We start from the raw sequence: 16,857 nt of genomic DNA on the forward strand, positions 1-16,857 counted from the left end.
AACAACCTGCATCGCATCGTTAGCGATAGATTTTAGCGATTAATGCTTGTCCTGATAAATGTCTTTTCGATGCCCCAATTCGACGACCAAAACGATTAATTCGTCGTCTTGAATCTGGCAAATCAAACGGTAGTCGCCGACCCGATAGCGCCAGTAGGCCGACAATTTGCCTTGCAAGGCTTTGCCGTTAATGCGCGGATTATCTTGCTCGGCTAACTGAGCAAGAAAGGTTTTGATCCTGTCGCGGACCGGTTTGTCCAGCTTATTGATGGCTTTGGCGGCGCTCGTCTTAAGCTTAACGCTCCAACGCATTGAGTTGTTGCTCCCATTCCGCCAAGCTGATGGTATCGTCCTTGCCGCTGGTCAATTCTGCTAACGCTGCATCGGCGGCAGCTACATCGGCCAAGTCTTCGAGGTAATCACTAAGGAGATTTTTGATTAGTTGCGCGGGGCTAATGTGTTCCTGCTCGGACAACTGGCGGAGCAGGATCGCGGTGTCGTCGTCGATATTTAATGTCATCAGCTGCTACCTCTATTGTGATTTTAGACGCTTAGTCTCGTTGTATAACGCCGAGGGCCATAGGATGCGCTGAACAGCGTACACCGCACTTGTGCCCTTTAGGGTATCGTTCGCGATTGGTGCGGTTCGTAAACTCACCATACCTTACGCCTGCTTTTGGCTGGACATTTGCCATAGGCACTTTCGTTTCGTCTGACGAATTTTAGCCGGTTTTGAGCCTACCGCAACGACTCAATCCGCCTAAGTTCACACAGATTCCAACTCTATTTTTACCTTTTTACCGAGCGCGGCGGCGGCGCTCACCAAGGTGGTCAAGGTTAAACTGGTATCTTCTTCGTCCAGCAAGCGATTAAGCGAAGCCCTGCTGGTGTGCATTTTTTTGGCCATTGCCGTTTTGCTGAGTTTAAGCGCCGACATGCCTTCCGATATTTGCCAAGCAATGACCCGCTTGGCCGCTACCGCTGTCACTTCATCAAGGATGGCTTCCTCGCTTAGGAAGTCGTCGAAGCTGCTACCGATATGAGAGTTTTCTTCTTGGTTAGTGTTCATTGCTTACCTCGTAATGCTTTCAGTCTTTGTTTTGCGAAATCGATTTCCGCTTTCGGTGTTTTCTGACTTTTCTTGATAAAACCATGCAGCAAAATCATCGTCTGTTTATCGATGACAAACAGAACGCGGGCTATCCGGTTATCCAGCTTAATTCTGACTTCCCAAATGTCGCCGTCAAGATGATCGACTAACGGCATACCGAGAGGCCAGCCGAATAGCACCGTTTTAATATCTTCGCCTATCGTTTTTCTGTCTTGAGCGGATAATCCTTTCAACCATTCTCTAACGGGCTCACTTCCGGCATCCGTTGCAAAAAATCTAACAGAAAGGATTGGATTCATCGAGGTAGCGTATCAAAATTGGTACTTAACAACAAGATTGACTCTCCGAAACATTCGATAGCCGTTATCGCGGTTGACCGTATGCCGGCGACTGTTCGGCATTTAAAAACTCCATGACGATAGGACTTTATCACCCTACCGATCCGCCGGATGATTGATACCGTCACCGGTTCGCACTTCGCCCAAGGCCTTAAGGCGCAATCGTAGGGCGTTAATGGGTGTAGCCGTATTGCGCCGTATGTTGGTCATTAACGTTTCGGCGCACTACTCTAAAGCTAATGCGCCCTGCGCGGCTGAGTTTTACCATGGATCAACTATTCGACCGCTTTCGTTTACACCAAAGGCAGATATACATCCGTAATCTGTTCGTGTTCGGGCGTTTCAGGCACCCGTTTGATGTAATGAAAAAACAGTGGAAATTCCCGCAATTCCTCTCCGCTATCCGGCAACCACTCCCGGTAAAGGTAATAAACACTGTCGCTGATACGGTCGGTTGAACCGATATGGCGCACCACGGCGCAACGTCCTCCCGGAATCAATTTGTTGATCACCCCTTGCGAGTTTTCCGGCACGGGTTGCTTGACCTCACCGCATACATCGAATCGGAATGACTCTGCGGGCGTGACAGCCGGGTCGTCATACGCGATACCAAACGTCCGACTGCTGGCGATCGGCGACAAGCCGCTCTGTTTGCGCCAGTCTATGAAGCCTCTGACCGACTCCATTATCAGGCTGGGCGGGCCACGGTGCTCCAAGACGGCTATTGTGGTTTCTGAAAATTCGACGATGTTGACGTTCATTTGGGGACTCCTTATGCGTTTGGGTAATAGCATGCGCTCATTCCAAGGCTGCCATGCTGGGTGCTTTCGAAATTGAGTAGGCGTTTGTCCGAAGCACTTTTTGAATGCGCGGGAGAACGATTCCGCATTTAAGAAACCGGCGTCCAAGCTAATATCGGTAATGCTGCGCTGCTCCTGAAACACTAGTTGGTAAGACGCTTTGCGTAAACGCAATAACTGAATGTAGCGCGTCGTGCTCAGCCCGGTGTAAGCGGAGAATTGCCGTTGAAAGTGAAACCGGGAAAAATTGGCCTGTTTGCTCAGTTCATTGACCGACACCGGCTCGAACAGATGCTTGTCAATGTAATCGAAAATCCTATCGAAGCGCATGGCATAGGCCGCGCTGGCCGTTTTATCATCCACTTTCATACCTCCTCAATCGAGCGCTACTGTAACAAGCGCAGAATCATCTCGCCTGACTCAACGTGCTCAATCGACCAGAGGCATATCTAAAACAAATTCGCGCACTGCGGTGACGAATGCATCGGCCTGATCGTGCATGATGAAATGGCCGCTGTTGCTGACGATGATATGCCGCGAACGGCGGGACAGACGGGCCAGATCATCCTGTTCGGCCTGTTGAATTTCGGCAAGCGCCTTTTCCGCTTCGACATCTTTACCCGCTCCCTCCGCTTTGCGCGCGACTATAGCCAAATCCACCAGATTGCCGGCGGTTAGCACCAATAACGGAAGATTACCTAAGCTGCGTGGCGGCGGTGTCGTCGGATCAAGTCCTTGGCGCATCACGGCGATTTCATTGACTACCGCATGAGCGGTATCGGTGCGGTTTTGTATCGCGGTTTTCGCAGCCAGGATTTCAGCCGGTAGCGGAGATGGCCTGCGGTCGGCATCGGCGATGCCCAGCAGCCTGACGATACCGAGCCGCGACAACGGTTCCGCAATTGCGATTTGCAGGGCTTGTTTCCGATAATCCCAGACGGCGTAGGGATACTGGTGCATGGGGCTTTGCTCGTGCGTCGAATCGACTAGAACAATACCCTGTGTCTGTTCGGGAAACCGCTGATAGAAAGCACGCACGTAAATTCCGCCCCGCGAATGGCCGACCAGCACAAACGGAGGGGCAATGCCGGCGTTGTGCAATAAGCCGTGCAGGTTTTCAGCCACTTCTTCCGGCTGGATGGCAGCGGCTATCGAATCGCTCCAACCCAGGCCTGGGCGGTCGTAGGCGCAAACGCGCATGGTCTGGGCCAGCTTGGCGTGAACCGGGTACCAGCTCAACACGTTTTCGCCGAGGCCCGCTTCGAGAACCAGCGTTGGCGAACCGGAGCCCAGGCAATAGAGATGGAGATTCACGCCTTTCGCTGAAATCATGCGTCCTGGCGGCGGGAATGCGGCCAGGTCGGCTGCGGTTCTTTTGGCTTGATAAGCGGTGCCCGTGAGCGAGGCGAGACTGCCGATGGTCAAACTGAAGAGCAAGTAACGCATACGCCGCGATAAAACGAATGTCATGTCAGCCAACGAGATAATGGATTGCGAACAATGGAACCACCTACATATGACAGATACGTTTTGCGAATGCATTCACGCTCGCCCAGTCGGTAAACTTAATTGCGATATTGGGATTAGTGAGTCCGTTAGTTATCCACATGATGCAACGGATGATATGTCCATCTAAGAAACGACAACTTGCATAGTCAATTTTTCCGGCAAAGACCGCCAACTCAAAAGGCTGCCAAGCGGATTTTTTCAGAAACTTCCTGATGTAAGGATTGGTTTCCGGTCGATTTTTATCAGGCATTCGCGCCGTCAGATTGACCGAAAAAAACGCGCTGGGTTTGTTGATCAGGATCGCTAAATTTCGCCTCACCCATTCGTATTGTGTCTTGTGCCGATGCAACAAATTCGGCCGAATGGCCTGTGCCGGTGATTCGTTAACACTGCCTGTATTGGCATAAAAAAGACAGACGCGGCTCGGATTTCACTGCGTATTGAACCGCTCCGCACATGCAGACGCCTTTAAATTCGCTCATGCAATCTCTCGATGTTAGGCGTGGGGAAAAGCAAATGGCGCTGATTTGTATTCCATAAATTCGCTTACTATCCGCTTACCAGAAACTTACAGGCAACAAAAAAGGCCTAGGTCGTTAAACCTAAGCCTTCGATTTGTCTGGTAGCGGGGGCAGGATTTGAACCTACGACCTTCGGGTTATGAGCCCGACGAGCTACCAAGCTGCTCCACCCCGCGATTGATTTGGCTTATTATACAGACCTTAAATTATTTAGCAAGCAATAAACATGCTATTTGTTAAATAATGTCACCAGATAAGTTCCTTATCTGCTTGCCGTTGCTTTTAAAGCGGATGATTAAGGTTGGCCGGCAGGCAAATCCGCTGTATTCAGATCGGTATTTAAACAAGTGGGATGGCCGAAACCTCCTGCACTAATTCCGGTACCTCCGTTCGGATTGGCGGCAATGTCGTAAATGATATTATCAGGACGCTGTGCGTCGCCACTCACTCCCCCGACGCCGACAATGTGGTCAAGCCCCAGATTATGTCTGACTCTCCAAGCTATATTATGATCGGCACAAGAGGTGTCGCCGCTTAAACCGACGCCACCGACCAGCGTTTTTCCGACTGAGTACAAGCCCAGGCCACCACCGAATACATTAACGCCACCAATTTTCGAACCTACCATAGGATCTTGAGGAGTACCGTTTAAGCCTGGGTTTCCGCCGTAAGCAGCGCCCGTTTCAACGGGATTGCTCTCTTGAAGCCCGAACAAACTACCACCAGGTTGCACGGCTGAATATAAATTCGCTGTCGATAACGCCAAACCATTAGATTTGCCGGAACCCGCGGAATCTGAGGAAGAATCGAGACTCAGCGAATTGGCGGTATTGGCTTTTTGCGCCGAGATAACTCGACTGGCCGGCCACTGTGCCCCCCGATGGGTGCCGGAAAACGCTACGGCACAAACCACGCCGTCACGGTTGACTAAAGTGGCCCACATATGCAAATTAAGCCCGCTTTCCTCCGCACTCACTGCATCGTCAAGTGCTGCTTTCAATGTGGCGTGATTGGGCAAGCCCCTACAGGCCTGCCCCACCCCTTTATTGTTATCTTTATCGGCGATTGCCGCGCCAGCGCTGGTCAGCATCAGAAGTGAAGCAGCGAATAACAATCTTGTATTCATAAAAAGTCCTCCTAATTGTTTGTATAGTTATTAGGTTGGAAGCTTAATATTTGCGGCATTCGCTGCACGCAACTAATCCCCCAAACCGGCATGGATTTTAGTCGCATGAATTATCATGGGTCAAATGAGAACAATGCCCCAAAACCACTGGCTTGTTGAACGAAAACAACGCTCACTCAGTTCGCCGGAAAATCAAACCAGAAGTGCATAATCAAGCCGGCAAAAACCCCTGCCACCACGTCGTCCAGCATAATGCCGAAACCACCATGCACGTGCTTATCAAGCCATTTGATCGGCCAAGGCTTGACGATGTCGAACAAGCGGAACAGGACAAAACCGGCCAATAGACTCTGCCAGGAATAGCTCACGCCGATCATCGTAATCAAAAATCCGGCGACTTCATCCCAAACAATACCGCCGAAGTCATGGACTTCCAATTTTTTAGCGGCTTGACCGCAAATCCAAATGCCGATGCAAACGCTGATCAGCGTAACCGACAGATAAATCCACTCATTGGTTTGCAGCAATGCAAGGTATAACGGAATCGCGGCGAGCGTGCCCATCGTGCCGGGCATTTTCTTAGCCAACCCAGAACCGAAACCAAACGCCAGAAACAAGGTGGGATCTTTGACGATTTGTAACGCAGTCAAACGTGCGTTGCCGTAATGCTCTCTAAGAAAAATGCTCAAAACCCTTCACCTCGAATGCCTCCACGCGCCCAGCCTTACGCATCCGCAAACCCGGCTCGGCTTCGATAATCCCCACGCAAGTAGCCGCCGGTAATGCATGAGAACAATCTGCCGGCACCGTAAAACACAATTCGTAATCGTCTCCGGCAATCAAGGGCATACGCCAATCGCCGCTGTGATTGATGAACTCTGCCACTGAGGCGGATAGCGGCAAGTTGTCCCATTGCAAACACGCGCCGACGCCGCTTTGCTGCAAAATGTGTCCCAAATCGGCGGCTAATCCGTCAGAAATATCGATACAGGCATTAGCGATACCGCGCAGCGCCAAACCTTCCGACACTCGCGGTTTTGGTTGATTAAAGCAACGCAAAGCCAACTCCGGATCTGCGCAGACATAACCCTGTTTAATTTTTAACCCCAAGCCGGCATTACCAAGCTGACCGGTAACGTATACCAAATCGCCAACCTGGGCACCGGAACGCAATAGCGCCCTACCCTGCGGCACCGCGCCCATCGCCTGCACCGTCAAAGTCAACGGTCCGGACGTGGTGTCGCCGCCAATCAGATCGACATTGTGCTGACGAGCCAGATTGATAAAACCTCGCGAGAACGCTTGCAGCCAGCTTTCATCGACTTTAGGCAAAGTCAAAGCCAAGGTGACCGCGAAAGGCTCGGCACCCATGGCCGCCAAATCACTAAGATTCACCGCCAGTAATTTATGCCCCAGCAATTCAGGATCGGCATCTGCAAAGAAATGCACATTCTCGACCATCGTATCGGCGGTGACCGCCAATTGATGGCCGGCCGGCAGGTTCAGTAACCCGCAGTCATCGCCTATGCCCAATTGATTGAACGGATGCCTAGGAGCATGCACCGCAAAATAGCGGCGGATCAGATCGAATTCGGCGACCGCCATTAGTTATGGTTTTTCGCCTGCTTGGCGGCAATCTCGACGGCACGCTGTTTCTGTGCGACTTTATCTAGAATGCCGTTGACATATTTATGACTGCCGTCGGCGCCGAAATCCTTAGCCAGATTGACGCCTTCGTTGATGATGACTTTATACGGCGTTTCCAAGCGGTTCATCAGTTCGTAAGCGCCGATGCGCAGAATCGCCCGCTCCACCGGATCGATTTTTTCCACCGGCCTATCGACAAATTCGGCCAGGGCCGCGTCGATCACAGCCAATTGTTTCGGTACACCATGAAACAATTCGCTGAAATAGGTTTTTTGCGCGCCTTTCAGATGCTCTTCTTCCAGAAAATACGTTTCGATACGGATCAGGCTCTCGCCGGACATTTGCCATTGATACAGCGCCTGTACCGCGCACTTTCTGGCATTGGTTTTTGCTTGACTCATTAACGACCCAGGTTGTTGAACAGACTGACCATTTCGATCGCCGACAAGGCAGCTTCCGCTCCCTTGTTTCCCGCTTTAGTGCCGGCACGTTCGATAGCCTGTTCGATGCTGTCCACGGTTAATACCCCAAATGCCACCGGCACATCGTATTGCAAGGCCACTTGAGCGATACCTTTCACGCATTCGCCGGCTACATATTCAAAATGCGGTGTACCGCCGCGAATGACTGCACCCAAAGCGATAATCGCATCGTATTTTTTGGTAGCCGCAATACGTTGCACCACCATCGGCAATTCGAAAGCACCCGGCGCCTTGACCAGAGTGATGTCGTTTTTATCCGCGCCATGGCGCACCAAGGCATCGATCGCACCACCTTCCAATTGTTCGACGATAAAGCTGTTGAAACGTGAAGAAACGAGGCAAAACTTGCCGCCTTGCGCGGAAAAGTTGCCTTCCAGAGTAGTGACTGCTGCCATGTGTTTACCTGTTGTTGAATGATTAAAATGCTGTAAAACGTGTCGAATGAATCGACCCTGCCTTAATGCGTTGAATCGATATGTTCGACGACTTCCAAATCGAAGCCGGACAAACCGATGTATTTTTTCTGAGCCCCCATCACCTTCAGGCGCCGCACGCCCAAATCCGACAAGATACGTGAGCCGGCTCCCGTGGTGCGCCAATCCGAATCGGCACTTAAATCCTGACTGTTTTTGACGCCATGATCCTGCATTTGATAGGCATGTATCAGTTCCACCAAATCCTTGTTGTTTTCTTTTTGGCGAATGATCACCAAAACCCCGCGCCTGGCTTCGGCGATATTTTTCAAGGCTTCCCGCACCGGCAAACTGCAATCGCTGCGTTTGGAAAACAATAAATCGTCGATCAGGTTGCGAGCATGAACCCGCACCAGCACCGGTTCGTCGCCAGCCACATCGCCCATCACTAAGGCTAGGTGCACATTGTCGTCGTTACAATCCTGGTAGGCATACAATCTGAAATCGCCGAATTCGGTGGGATAAACGCATTCGCTGATCCGCTCCAGGGTGTTTTCGTGTTTGATACGGTAGTGAATCAAATCGGCAATCGTGCCGATTTTCAGATTGTGCTGTTCGGCGAAGACTTCCAAATCCGGCCGCCGTGCCATCGAACCGTCGTCGTTCAGAATTTCCACAATCACTGCCGCCGGTTCCACGCCCGCCAATCTGGCCAGATCGCACCCGGCTTCCGTGTGACCGGCCCGATTCAGTACGCCGCCGGCTTGTGCCATCAACGGGAAAATATGCCCCGGTTGCACCAGATCACTCGGCTGGGCGTTTTTTGCTACCGCCGCCTGCACGGTCAACGCGCGGTCGGCGGCGGAAATACCGGTGGTCACGCCTGTAGCGGCTTCAATCGACACGGTGAAATTGGTGGTATATGGCGTATTGTTGTCGCTGACCATCAAAGGTAAACGCAACTGTTGACAGCGTTCGCGGGTCAAGGTCAGACAAATCAGGCCGCGGCCGTATTTAGCCATAAAATTAATATCTTCGGGCCGGGCAAAGGCCGCCGCCATCAACAAATCCCCTTCGTTTTCCCGATCTTCGTCGTCCATGATGATGACCATCTTGCCTTGACGAAGGTCGGCTATGATTTCTTCTATGCTATTCATTTAATAAAGCCTGCGTTTTGTAATAAGGCCTCGGTGACGCCGCCTTGACTGTAAGCAGCGGCCTCCCCTTGCATCAGACGTTCCAAGTAGCGGGCCAGCAAATCGACTTCCAGATTTACCTCGCTGCCGGCTTCGGTTTGACCCAAGGTGGTTTCTTGTAAGGTATGCGGCACGATATTCACGGAAAAATAAGCGCCATCGACTGTGTTGACAGTCAGGCTGATGCCGTTAATGCAAATCGAGCCTTTTTCGGCGATGTATTTGGCCAGCGTGTCCGGCGCCTTAAATTTAAAACGGATCGAGCGGCCGTCCGCCTGTTTCTCGACCACTTTACCAATACCATCGACATGACCACTGACAATATGCCCGCCCAACCGACTGGAAGGTGTCATCGCCAACTCCAGATTCACCGGCGTACCGGTACTTGCGGTCTTTAAAGTGGTACGCGACAAGGTCTCATTGGAGACGTCGGCGCAAAAATAATGTTCGCCCAACTCCACGGCGGTCAGGCAAACACCATTTACCGCGATGCTGTCGCCCAAGGCGCATTCGCGCAGCGACAGCTTGCCGGTATCGATAATCAACCGGCAATCGCCGCCTTTAGGCTGGATGGCCTTGATTTTGCCGATGGCTAAAATAATCCCGGTAAACATGGTTATCACTCAAAAAAGTAAAAATGTCCGTTACGATCAGCGCGGAGCGGTCTCGGTGGATGGCTTTGGGGTTTGGGGGGCCGTGTCTTTGTTTGGCGACTTGGCCGGCTTACGATAAACATCAAAGGTTTGATAGGTGCCGCTATGATAATCGTAGACTTCGATTTCGTGCTTTTCGCCGATCACTTTGCCGCCTTGAATCTGCAAGGTGCTGGTTTCCGGTTTATCGTCCTCATCCGCCGTCGCCCAAGCAGGCAGCAGGCTAATTAACAATGTCATTACAACAATACTTTTCATCGTTTCAATCAGTTTTTGCTTGATAGCGCAATCTCAAATCCGGTCCAATTTGCCGGGCTTCTAGCAGGCGCAGGCATTTTTTATCCTGCATGGTCAATATGCCCGACAGAGTGAACAGGCCGCGCGCTTGATCGCCCAATACACAGGGCGCCATGTAAATCAACCATTCATCGATCAGCCCACTATCGAGCAGCGCACCGTTCAGTGTGGCCCCGGCCTCCACCCAAACCGTGTTGATTTGTAACTCGGCGAGCAACTTAAAAACCTGCGCTAAGTCTACGCGACCATTCCGCGCATCGACTTGAAAGACTTTGCAGCCCACATCGCGTAATTTCTGCTGTTTTAGCGCGTCGTCACTACAGGTCATGATCCAGACGTCTACCGCATTGTCCAACAGCCTGGCGGATAAAGGCATGCGTAATTGCGAATCCAGCACCACTTTGACCGGCTGCACAGCATCGAAATCCACACGCGCATTCAATTGCGGATCGTCGTACAGCACCGTATCAATGCCGGTGACAATCGCGCTGCTGGCCGCCCGCCAGATCTGCACGTCTTGCCTGGCGTGGACGGACGTAATCCATTGACTCTCTCCGGAGGCCAGCGCGGTGCGACCGTCTAAGCTCATGGCCAGCTTGCTGCGTATCCACGGCAAACCCTGCCGCATACGTTTAAAAAAGCCTTGGTTTAGCTTTTCGGCTTCTTGCTGCAAGACGCCGACTAGCACCTCAATGCCGGCTTCGCGGAGTTTTTGCAAACCGCGGCCAGCCACCAGAGGATTGGGGTCCTGCATCGCCACGACGACTCGACGGATGCCGGCAGCGATTAATGCCTCGCAGCACGGGCCGGTTTTACCATGATGGCTGCAAGGCTCCAGCGTCACATAAGCTGTCGAGCCTTTGGCGTTGTCTGTTTTGGCCAGCGCATCGACTTCGGCATGGGCAAAGCCGGCGCGTTGTGTCCAACCCTCGGCAATCACCTTTTCGTCCTTGACCAACACACAGCCGACATGCGGATTGGGGTCGGTCGTGTATTTACCGTTCTGCGCCAATTTGACGGCTCGCGCCATATAGGCCGCGTCTTGGCTAGGCGTCATGCTTTTGCAGATTTTCGATCATCGCGGTGAATTCGGAGACATCCTGGAAGCTGCGATACACCGAGGCGAAACGCACGAAAGCGACATGATCGAGTGTTTGCAATTCTTGCATCACCAATTCACCCAATTCGCGAGCCGGAATCTCGCGCTCGCCTTTTGCCGTCAGGGCTTTCTTGATCCGGCTAAGTGCTGCCTCGACAGCGTCTACTTGTACCGGGCGCTTTTCCAGAGCTCGCTGCATGCCGGCTCGCAGTTTGGCTTCGTCGAAGCTTTGCCGGGCGCCGTTGCGTTTGATGATACGCGGCAAGGTCAATTCAACCACTTCAAAGGTGGTAAACCGCTCTTTGCAGGCCACGCATTCGCGACGGCGTTTGACTTGATCGCCGTCGTCGGCCAAGCGGGTATCGATTACCCGAGTATCTTGTGCTGAGCAAAACGGACAACGCATAGTTAAAGAGCCAAAGCCAGGTTCAAAGGGCGGCCATTTTATTACAGAATGGCTTTATATTGAAATCGGCTAATAAACCGCGCCTCATTCGTTCAATATCCCTTTTGCTACTGAACGGATATGCACGTCGCGCTGGGGATACGGTATCTCAATATGATGGGCCAGCAAGGCTTCGTAAATTTTCGTGTGCAGACGATGGGTAACCACCGTCCTATCGCTGAGTTCGCGGACAAATACGTTAATTTTGAACTGTAGGGCGCTATCACCAAAACCAATAAAGATTACCATCGGTTCCGGATCGCTCAGCACTTGCTCTACGCTTTTTACCGCATCAGCCAGAATTTCCTCGACCATCTCCACGCTGGTGCCGTAGGCCACGCTGACCGGCACCACCACCCGGGTGACGGTATCCGATAACGTCCAGTTGATCAATCGGTCGGTAATAAAGGTTTTATTCGGCACTACCAACTCTTTTCTATCCCAATCGACAATATGCGTCGCCCTCATTTGTATTTTGCTAACCCGACCCGTGACATCGCCGACGGTCACGGTGTCTCCGACCCGAATCGGCCGTTCGAACAGCAAAATAATACCCGATACCATGTTCGCGAAAATCTCCTGCAAGCCAAAACCTAAACCTACTGACAGCGCAGCTACCAGCCACTGCACTTGCGACCAGCTACCGCCAAGCTCGTTGGCAATCGCCAGAAAGGCCACGGTAATCAGTGAATAGCGCACCAATTGAATCAGCGCGTAACGGCTACCGGCGGTCATCGCGAACTTGCCGGCGGTTATCAAATCGACCAGAGCCGGAAAATTACTGGCAAATATAAAAGCCAGTCCGCTATACACTAAACAAATCAATAGATTGATCAAGGTAATGGGCGCTAATATTTCCTTGCCGTCCACCATTTCACTATGCTGCCACAGCACCACCTGATCGAATACCGTCAAAGCCGGTAAAATATCGCTCCAGATCATCCAGAAACCGACCAACATGATCACCATGACCACCGTGGTCAACAACTTATGGCTTTGCTGATTAATTTTGGAAATATCCAGCAACTGCTCCTCGACAGGATACCCCCCTTCCAGATTGGCGCTGCTAACGGCGGCTTGCTCGACCTGCTTGCGTTTTTTTTCCGCATTCTTCAACGCCAGCTTGCGTTCGGTATTGCGCAACCAACGCAATAACAAGCCTTGGAACAATACGGTGAGAAAGATCAAACGCAAGCTCATTATCAACTTACCTTGCAGTTCGAGCGCACTTTGGTAATAGCCCGTCACCCCAAAACCGATGATTACCAAGGGTACCAAAATCGCAATTGCGTACCACACATAGCGCAAGCGGCTAATCCAGCCTTCCGATTGCAAATACCAGTTCTTTGCCAATCCCGACTGCGGGTGCATCAGACGGTGAAACAAATAGGCCATCGTTGCCATCATCACGATCAAAGCAGTTCGGCCCAATGCATAACTGTGTTCGGAGAACAGATCACTACCGGTCATTGAGATAAGAAACACGCAGGGCACCAGTATGAATCGGGCCCACTTCATTTGCGTGTACAACAACAAAATAGCGTGATCAGACCAATGGAACAGGGTATCCGCGACACCTCGCGGCCTAAACAATCGATAGAAGAACTGCACCAGGCACAATGACAAGGCCGAAGCGATTAAACCGGCGGCGAACGAGTGACTGAAAAAATCGGCTCGCGCGTTCAATATCAGCACGCCACCGATCCAGGCCATCAACAAGGCCCCGTAAAGAGACATCAATAACAGATAAAGCAGACTGGAAACAATATCGCCAAAATTATGATTGATGGCTTTTTTTGCTAACAGCACGGCGAGTTGCTGCTTGATTCGAACCCGGAAACGCCAATGTAGTATTACGATACCCAAACCCACCAATACCAGGAGCGGGAAATGGTTGATGCCATCCCAAAAAGCCGTCGCCACACCTAGCCAATTGCTCGGACTCATGAACCATAGCAATGAGGAAAAAATTTCCTGAAAATAATGTTTGTCGATAACCGGCGCACTAGGCACCCACAATAAACGCTGATCCAGATAGCCGCTAAATTTATCGGCGATACTCAACATTTGCTGCAAACTGAAATCAACGTCACCCAAGAGCCGGCCGTAGTCGTTATACCCGCCCGCCAGTCTTGCCACCAGGTCTTTCTGGTCGTTCAACAACATGCGTAACTCGGTACGCACCCGTAGCCTTTCCGACTCGTCCGTCTCCGCCGGCAATTGGGCAATGCGCGTCAGCAACACCTGGTTAATATCGGCCAGACTTTTTTTGGCCTCGTCCAACTTGAACATTTCCAGACTGGTCAAGGCAATCTGGTTTTGAACCTCTTCACTCAAGGTGCCGTATTGTTTACGTTGCGGCAAGTTACGGCGCTGTTCGCGCAGTAAATTGCCCAAAGCAGGACTTAAGCCCGCCAGGCTGATTTTTTGCTCGGCGCTCTGAAAATCTTTCTCCAGCTGCTTATATCGAACGTCTATTTCATTTTTTTGGAGCGAGTATTGCTCCATGTTTTTATTGATTTCCTGCAAACTGCGGTTGAACTGCATGTTCTCTTTCGTGGCAGCCCGAATCAACGGATGTTTGCCCTCCGCGTCCTTTTCGGCCTGCAATAATGCTGCCTGTTCTTTGTCGGTTTCCTGCTGACGCCGCTCAAGCAGGAAATTATCGAGGTCGGCAATCACCAAGCTCTGCTGCTCGCGCTGCAAGGTCAACAGATGGACACGATCTTTATTGGTTTGTAATTGCAGAGGATTGCTAAGATTTTCCAGCTCCAGCGTTTTCAGCGTGCTGTTTAACAAGCGAATCCGGCTATCCAACTGTACCTGTCTGGCTTCTTTTTGATAGAGATTATCGCCGGACTCAGACGCCAATACTTGTTGTTCATGCTGACTGGCAACCTGCTTGCTTTTGATTTCGGATACTTTTTCCCTGATCAATTGCGGGCGGCCGCTCAGTTCGCCCAACGTGGCTTCGATACGGCTGATCTCCGCATCCATATCGCTAAGCCGGGTTTTTTCGATAAGCAGACGTTGCTCCAACTCATCCGTCGGAAAAATCGTGAGCTTCTCCGGCTTACGAGTTTTCAAATTGCTTTCGGCCTCGGCTATTTGTCTTGCCAATTGCTTCACTTCTAGGGGCAAGCTGTTTAATGCCTGCTTGAACGACTCAGCCTGTTTATCCTGGGCCTCCAGTTCATTGAGGTTATCTTCGCTCTCCTGATAAGCGGCCAGAATCCGTTTTTTTTGTTCTTCAGGCAGATTTTGCTTGTCTTTGACGGTCTGAATACGTTGTTGTATGTCGGCAAGCGATAGCACTTTAATCGCTGTATTTTGATTTGCGGCGTGGGCAAGGTTTAAACTGTTCAACAAAAACAGCAAACAAAAGGCAAAGCCGGGTCTTAAAAAATTTGGTTTCATGCGTTGGCTGGATAAAAATAAATCTTAAAACACATTATAAGAATGGAAAACGGATTGAGCGAACTGGAAGGTGTTATTAAATATCGCCTTGATCATCAGCATGGCGAGTTCGCGGCAGACATTGATATCAGCGAACTCAACGCCTGGCGCAGCCTGTTTTATCGCTTGCGGCTGATTGGGCAAATCGCCGAAAAATACGCTGGGCTGGGATTTGGCAATATCAGTCGACGCTTGGCTCCCGGTGGTCAGGCGTTTTTGATATCCGGCACACAAACCGGACACTTGCCGGTCCTTAACAAGCAACACTATGCGCTGATCGAAAGCGCATCGCCGGAACGTAATACCATCAAGTCGCGCGGCTTATCTCAACCGTCCTCGGAAGCACTCACCCACGCCAGCGTTTATCGTCAACACCCGGCGATTGGTGCCGTGATACATGTGCACTGCCCGGAGTTGTGGTTACAGACCGACCGGCTGAATCTGGCTTTTACTGCGGCAGACGTGCCCTACGGCACCCCGGAAATGGCCAACGCCGTTGCCGAGTTATTTGCCTCAGGTAGACTGCAACAAACTGGATTATTCAGCATGCTTGGTCACGCTGACGGGATTGTGGCGTTTGGCGCGACCTTATCCGCAGCGTCCTGCTTATTAATCGAGGAACTCGCCAAAGGCCATGACTATTGAGCAAAAGCAGCCGTCGCTTTAGAATACTTTCATTCATTAGCATTTATTAATTTTTTCTCATGCCGGAAATTATCATTTACACCGCGAAGCTCTGCCCGTATTGCACCATGGCAAAAAAACTTTTTGATCGCAAAGGCGTCGGCTATACGGAAATCAATGTGGATGCCGAACCTGGACTACGCCAGCAAATGATGGAAAAAACCAAACGTCGCACGGTACCGCAAATCTATATCGGTGAGCGGCATATTGGGGGGTTTGATGATTTGCATGCGCTGGATATGAGCCACGAACTGGATCCGCTATTAAACGCTTAAGCAGGTCAGCACGGGTTTTGACATGAATTTTTGGACTCGTTTCTAACTAAATGAGTCCAACTGCGATATACATATTCGTATTGTGCACGTTAACGTCTGACCCAAAACTCCCCAGAGCGAATGAACCGGCGCAAGCGGGTTAACCTGACTTTATTTAACGATGACCAGTTGCAGACCGAGGCGGGTGACCAGCTCGTTGCTCTCGACCCAAACCACTTTGCCCAAAGCGCTCAATCCCAGTTCAGCAGCCAACAACTTAACCGGAGCGTTGACCTTAATACAGGAATGATGACCGGTTAATTTCAGGCACATACCCTGTACCGAACGATTCACACCTTCCACGTTGAAGCGCTCCTTGTCGATAAACAATTCGGCTTTAAACGCTTCGAGTTTGCGGTAACCGCACCGCTTGCGCCAAAGTTTGTGGGCGTTATGCACGACATCCCGAAACTCCAGGCCCATCATGATGCGGTTGCGTTCCCTTTTAACCCAAACAATATCCACCTCGCCGGCCAACATTAATTCGGCGACAAATATTTCAGCTTGCCGGTCTTCGTTCAGCAACGCTTCGAAATCCTGGATAGTGGTGAGCAAATCGCCAGGACTGACTTCGACCATCGCGCCTTTCAGCGACACATCGTAGCAATTCAGTTGCAAGGTTTCGCCACCCACAAACAGTTGGCCTTCCGCGTTAAAGTTTTTTCGGTACTCTTTTCTATCCTGAAACATGATCGCAATCTCTCTATAACGTCGGTCAAAGATAGCTTAATTTTGGATTTGCGTGGCGCGACAGCAGGCTTGACCG

Annotated in this window: 21 protein-coding genes and 1 tRNA gene; 2 read left to right on the forward strand and 20 right to left on the reverse strand. The window is 51.1% G+C overall.

The window, feature by feature from the left end; translation table 11 throughout:
* Positions 1-39: 39 nt before the first annotated feature.
* From ACR02O_RS14350 to ACR02O_RS14440, 19 genes are all read right to left on the reverse strand, one after another.
* Positions 40-312: a type II toxin-antitoxin system RelE family toxin gene (locus ACR02O_RS14350; protein ID WP_494521901.1), complete on the reverse strand. Its 273-nt coding sequence runs from the start codon at positions 310-312 to the stop codon at positions 40-42.
* Complete coding sequence (locus ACR02O_RS14355) at positions 296-520, reverse strand: DUF6290 family protein (protein ID WP_494521902.1); 225 nt, start codon at positions 518-520, stop codon at positions 296-298. Before ACR02O_RS14355 ends, ACR02O_RS14350 begins: the two co-directional genes overlap by 17 nt.
* A gap of 246 nt (positions 521-766) precedes the next feature.
* Positions 767-1,069, reverse strand: coding sequence for an XRE family transcriptional regulator (locus ACR02O_RS14360; protein WP_494521903.1), 303 nt, complete (start codon positions 1,067-1,069; stop codon positions 767-769).
* Positions 1,066-1,344, reverse strand: coding sequence for a type II toxin-antitoxin system RelE/ParE family toxin (locus tag ACR02O_RS14365; RefSeq protein ID WP_494521904.1), 279 nt, complete (start codon positions 1,342-1,344; stop codon positions 1,066-1,068). The genes ACR02O_RS14360 and ACR02O_RS14365 overlap by 4 nt, the downstream gene beginning before the upstream one ends.
* Before the next feature lie 398 nt (positions 1,345-1,742).
* A complete protein-coding gene (locus tag ACR02O_RS14370) occupies positions 1,743-2,612 on the reverse strand; it encodes an AraC family transcriptional regulator (protein ID WP_319960792.1) in 870 nt (289 codons plus the stop codon).
* A 66-nt stretch (positions 2,613-2,678) separates the two neighbouring features.
* Complete coding sequence (locus ACR02O_RS14375) at positions 2,679-3,719, reverse strand: alpha/beta fold hydrolase (protein WP_494521905.1); 1,041 nt, start codon at positions 3,717-3,719, stop codon at positions 2,679-2,681.
* Positions 3,720-3,759: 40 nt separating this feature from the next.
* Positions 3,760-4,110, reverse strand: a complete 351-nt coding sequence (locus ACR02O_RS14380) for a flavodoxin domain-containing protein (protein ID WP_494521906.1) — start codon at positions 4,108-4,110, stop codon at positions 3,760-3,762.
* A gap of 268 nt (positions 4,111-4,378) precedes the next feature.
* A tRNA-Met gene (locus tag ACR02O_RS14385) sits at positions 4,379-4,455 on the reverse strand.
* Between the two features lie 119 nt (positions 4,456-4,574).
* The gene (locus tag ACR02O_RS14390) at positions 4,575-5,405 is read right to left on the reverse strand and encodes a hypothetical protein (protein WP_494521907.1); all 831 of its coding nucleotides are present in this window, start codon (positions 5,403-5,405) and stop codon (positions 4,575-4,577) included.
* Between the two features lie 176 nt (positions 5,406-5,581).
* A complete protein-coding gene (locus tag ACR02O_RS14395) occupies positions 5,582-6,094 on the reverse strand; it encodes a phosphatidylglycerophosphatase A family protein (protein WP_445369199.1) in 513 nt (170 codons plus the stop codon).
* Positions 6,078-7,010, reverse strand: a complete 933-nt coding sequence (thiL, locus tag ACR02O_RS14400) for a thiamine-phosphate kinase (RefSeq protein WP_494521908.1) — start codon at positions 7,008-7,010, stop codon at positions 6,078-6,080. Before thiL ends, ACR02O_RS14395 begins: the two co-directional genes overlap by 17 nt.
* Positions 7,010-7,453 carry a transcription antitermination factor NusB gene (gene nusB, locus ACR02O_RS14405; protein WP_415878170.1) on the reverse strand — a complete coding sequence of 148 codons (444 nt, stop codon included), beginning with the start codon at positions 7,451-7,453 and terminating at the stop codon, positions 7,010-7,012. The genes thiL and nusB overlap by 1 nt, the downstream gene beginning before the upstream one ends.
* Positions 7,453-7,929: a 6,7-dimethyl-8-ribityllumazine synthase gene (gene ribH, locus ACR02O_RS14410; protein ID WP_033158641.1), complete on the reverse strand. Its 477-nt coding sequence runs from the start codon at positions 7,927-7,929 to the stop codon at positions 7,453-7,455. Before ribH ends, nusB begins: the two co-directional genes overlap by 1 nt.
* A gap of 62 nt (positions 7,930-7,991) precedes the next feature.
* Positions 7,992-9,104, reverse strand: a complete 1,113-nt coding sequence (ribBA, locus tag ACR02O_RS14415; RefSeq protein WP_415878171.1) for a bifunctional 3,4-dihydroxy-2-butanone-4-phosphate synthase/GTP cyclohydrolase II — start codon at positions 9,102-9,104, stop codon at positions 7,992-7,994.
* Positions 9,101-9,757, reverse strand: coding sequence for a riboflavin synthase (locus ACR02O_RS14420; protein WP_415878172.1), 657 nt, complete (start codon positions 9,755-9,757; stop codon positions 9,101-9,103). The genes ribBA and ACR02O_RS14420 overlap by 4 nt, the downstream gene beginning before the upstream one ends.
* A gap of 36 nt (positions 9,758-9,793) precedes the next feature.
* The gene (locus ACR02O_RS14425; RefSeq protein ID WP_205454290.1) at positions 9,794-10,036 is read right to left on the reverse strand and encodes a hypothetical protein; all 243 of its coding nucleotides are present in this window, start codon (positions 10,034-10,036) and stop codon (positions 9,794-9,796) included.
* 22 nt (positions 10,037-10,058) lie between these two features.
* The gene (gene ribD, locus ACR02O_RS14430; protein ID WP_415878173.1) at positions 10,059-11,150 is read right to left on the reverse strand and encodes a bifunctional diaminohydroxyphosphoribosylaminopyrimidine deaminase/5-amino-6-(5-phosphoribosylamino)uracil reductase RibD; all 1,092 of its coding nucleotides are present in this window, start codon (positions 11,148-11,150) and stop codon (positions 10,059-10,061) included.
* The gene (nrdR, locus tag ACR02O_RS14435) at positions 11,140-11,598 is read right to left on the reverse strand and encodes a transcriptional regulator NrdR (RefSeq protein ID WP_064037024.1); all 459 of its coding nucleotides are present in this window, start codon (positions 11,596-11,598) and stop codon (positions 11,140-11,142) included. Before nrdR ends, ribD begins: the two co-directional genes overlap by 11 nt.
* Positions 11,599-11,682: 84 nt before the next feature.
* Entirely contained in the window at positions 11,683-15,054 is a 3,372-nt protein-coding gene (locus ACR02O_RS14440; RefSeq protein ID WP_494521909.1) for a mechanosensitive ion channel domain-containing protein, read from the reverse strand.
* Positions 15,055-15,096: 42 nt separating this feature from the next.
* On the opposite strand from ACR02O_RS14440, the gene ACR02O_RS14445 reads away from it, so the two are divergent.
* Positions 15,097-15,738 carry a class II aldolase/adducin family protein gene (locus ACR02O_RS14445; RefSeq protein WP_494521910.1) on the forward strand — a complete coding sequence of 214 codons (642 nt, stop codon included), beginning with the start codon at positions 15,097-15,099 and terminating at the stop codon, positions 15,736-15,738.
* A 59-nt stretch (positions 15,739-15,797) separates the two neighbouring features.
* Positions 15,798-16,052: a glutaredoxin 3 gene (gene grxC / locus ACR02O_RS14450; RefSeq protein WP_033158647.1), complete on the forward strand. Its 255-nt coding sequence runs from the start codon at positions 15,798-15,800 to the stop codon at positions 16,050-16,052.
* A gap of 150 nt (positions 16,053-16,202) precedes the next feature.
* On the opposite strand, the gene ACR02O_RS14455 is transcribed toward grxC, so the two are convergent.
* A complete protein-coding gene (locus ACR02O_RS14455; RefSeq protein ID WP_033158648.1) occupies positions 16,203-16,781 on the reverse strand; it encodes a PilZ domain-containing protein in 579 nt (192 codons plus the stop codon).
* Positions 16,782-16,857: the final 76 nt, after the last annotated feature.

It is taken from the genome of Methylomonas sp. PHL2-19 (genome assembly GCF_059331595.1).

Excerpts from the sequence above, each read along its gene's own strand:
- nusB (WP_415878170.1), bottom strand. The coding sequence starts at position 7,453 with ATGAGTCAAGCAAAAACCAATGCCAGAAAGTGCGCGGTACAGGCGCTG.
- ACR02O_RS14455 (WP_033158648.1), bottom strand. The coding sequence starts at position 16,781 with ATGTTTCAGGATAGAAAAGAGTACCGAAAAAACTTTAACGCGGAAGGC.
- ACR02O_RS14440 (WP_494521909.1), bottom strand. The coding sequence starts at position 15,054 with ATGAAACCAAATTTTTTAAGACCCGGCTTTGCCTTTTGTTTGCTGTTT.
- ribD (WP_415878173.1), bottom strand. The coding sequence starts at position 11,150 with ATGACGCCTAGCCAAGACGCGGCCTATATGGCGCGAGCCGTCAAATTG.
- ACR02O_RS14360 (WP_494521903.1), bottom strand. The coding sequence starts at position 1,069 with ATGAACACTAACCAAGAAGAAAACTCTCATATCGGTAGCAGCTTCGAC.
- ACR02O_RS14375 (WP_494521905.1), bottom strand. The coding sequence starts at position 3,719 with ATGACATTCGTTTTATCGCGGCGTATGCGTTACTTGCTCTTCAGTTTG.
- grxC (WP_033158647.1), top strand. The coding sequence starts at position 15,798 with ATGCCGGAAATTATCATTTACACCGCGAAGCTCTGCCCGTATTGCACC.
- nrdR (WP_064037024.1), bottom strand. The coding sequence starts at position 11,598 with ATGCGTTGTCCGTTTTGCTCAGCACAAGATACTCGGGTAATCGATACC.
- thiL (WP_494521908.1), bottom strand. The coding sequence starts at position 7,010 with ATGGCGGTCGCCGAATTCGATCTGATCCGCCGCTATTTTGCGGTGCAT.
- ACR02O_RS14445 (WP_494521910.1), top strand. The coding sequence starts at position 15,097 with ATGGAAAACGGATTGAGCGAACTGGAAGGTGTTATTAAATATCGCCTT.
- ribBA (WP_415878171.1), bottom strand. The coding sequence starts at position 9,104 with ATGAATAGCATAGAAGAAATCATAGCCGACCTTCGTCAAGGCAAGATG.
- ACR02O_RS14420 (WP_415878172.1), bottom strand. The coding sequence starts at position 9,757 with ATGTTTACCGGGATTATTTTAGCCATCGGCAAAATCAAGGCCATCCAG.
- ACR02O_RS14350 (WP_494521901.1), bottom strand. The coding sequence starts at position 312 with ATGCGTTGGAGCGTTAAGCTTAAGACGAGCGCCGCCAAAGCCATCAAT.
- ACR02O_RS14390 (WP_494521907.1), bottom strand. The coding sequence starts at position 5,405 with ATGAATACAAGATTGTTATTCGCTGCTTCACTTCTGATGCTGACCAGC.
- ACR02O_RS14425 (WP_205454290.1), bottom strand. The coding sequence starts at position 10,036 with ATGACATTGTTAATTAGCCTGCTGCCTGCTTGGGCGACGGCGGATGAG.
- ACR02O_RS14355 (WP_494521902.1), bottom strand. The coding sequence starts at position 520 with ATGACATTAAATATCGACGACGACACCGCGATCCTGCTCCGCCAGTTG.
- ribH (WP_033158641.1), bottom strand. The coding sequence starts at position 7,929 with ATGGCAGCAGTCACTACTCTGGAAGGCAACTTTTCCGCGCAAGGCGGC.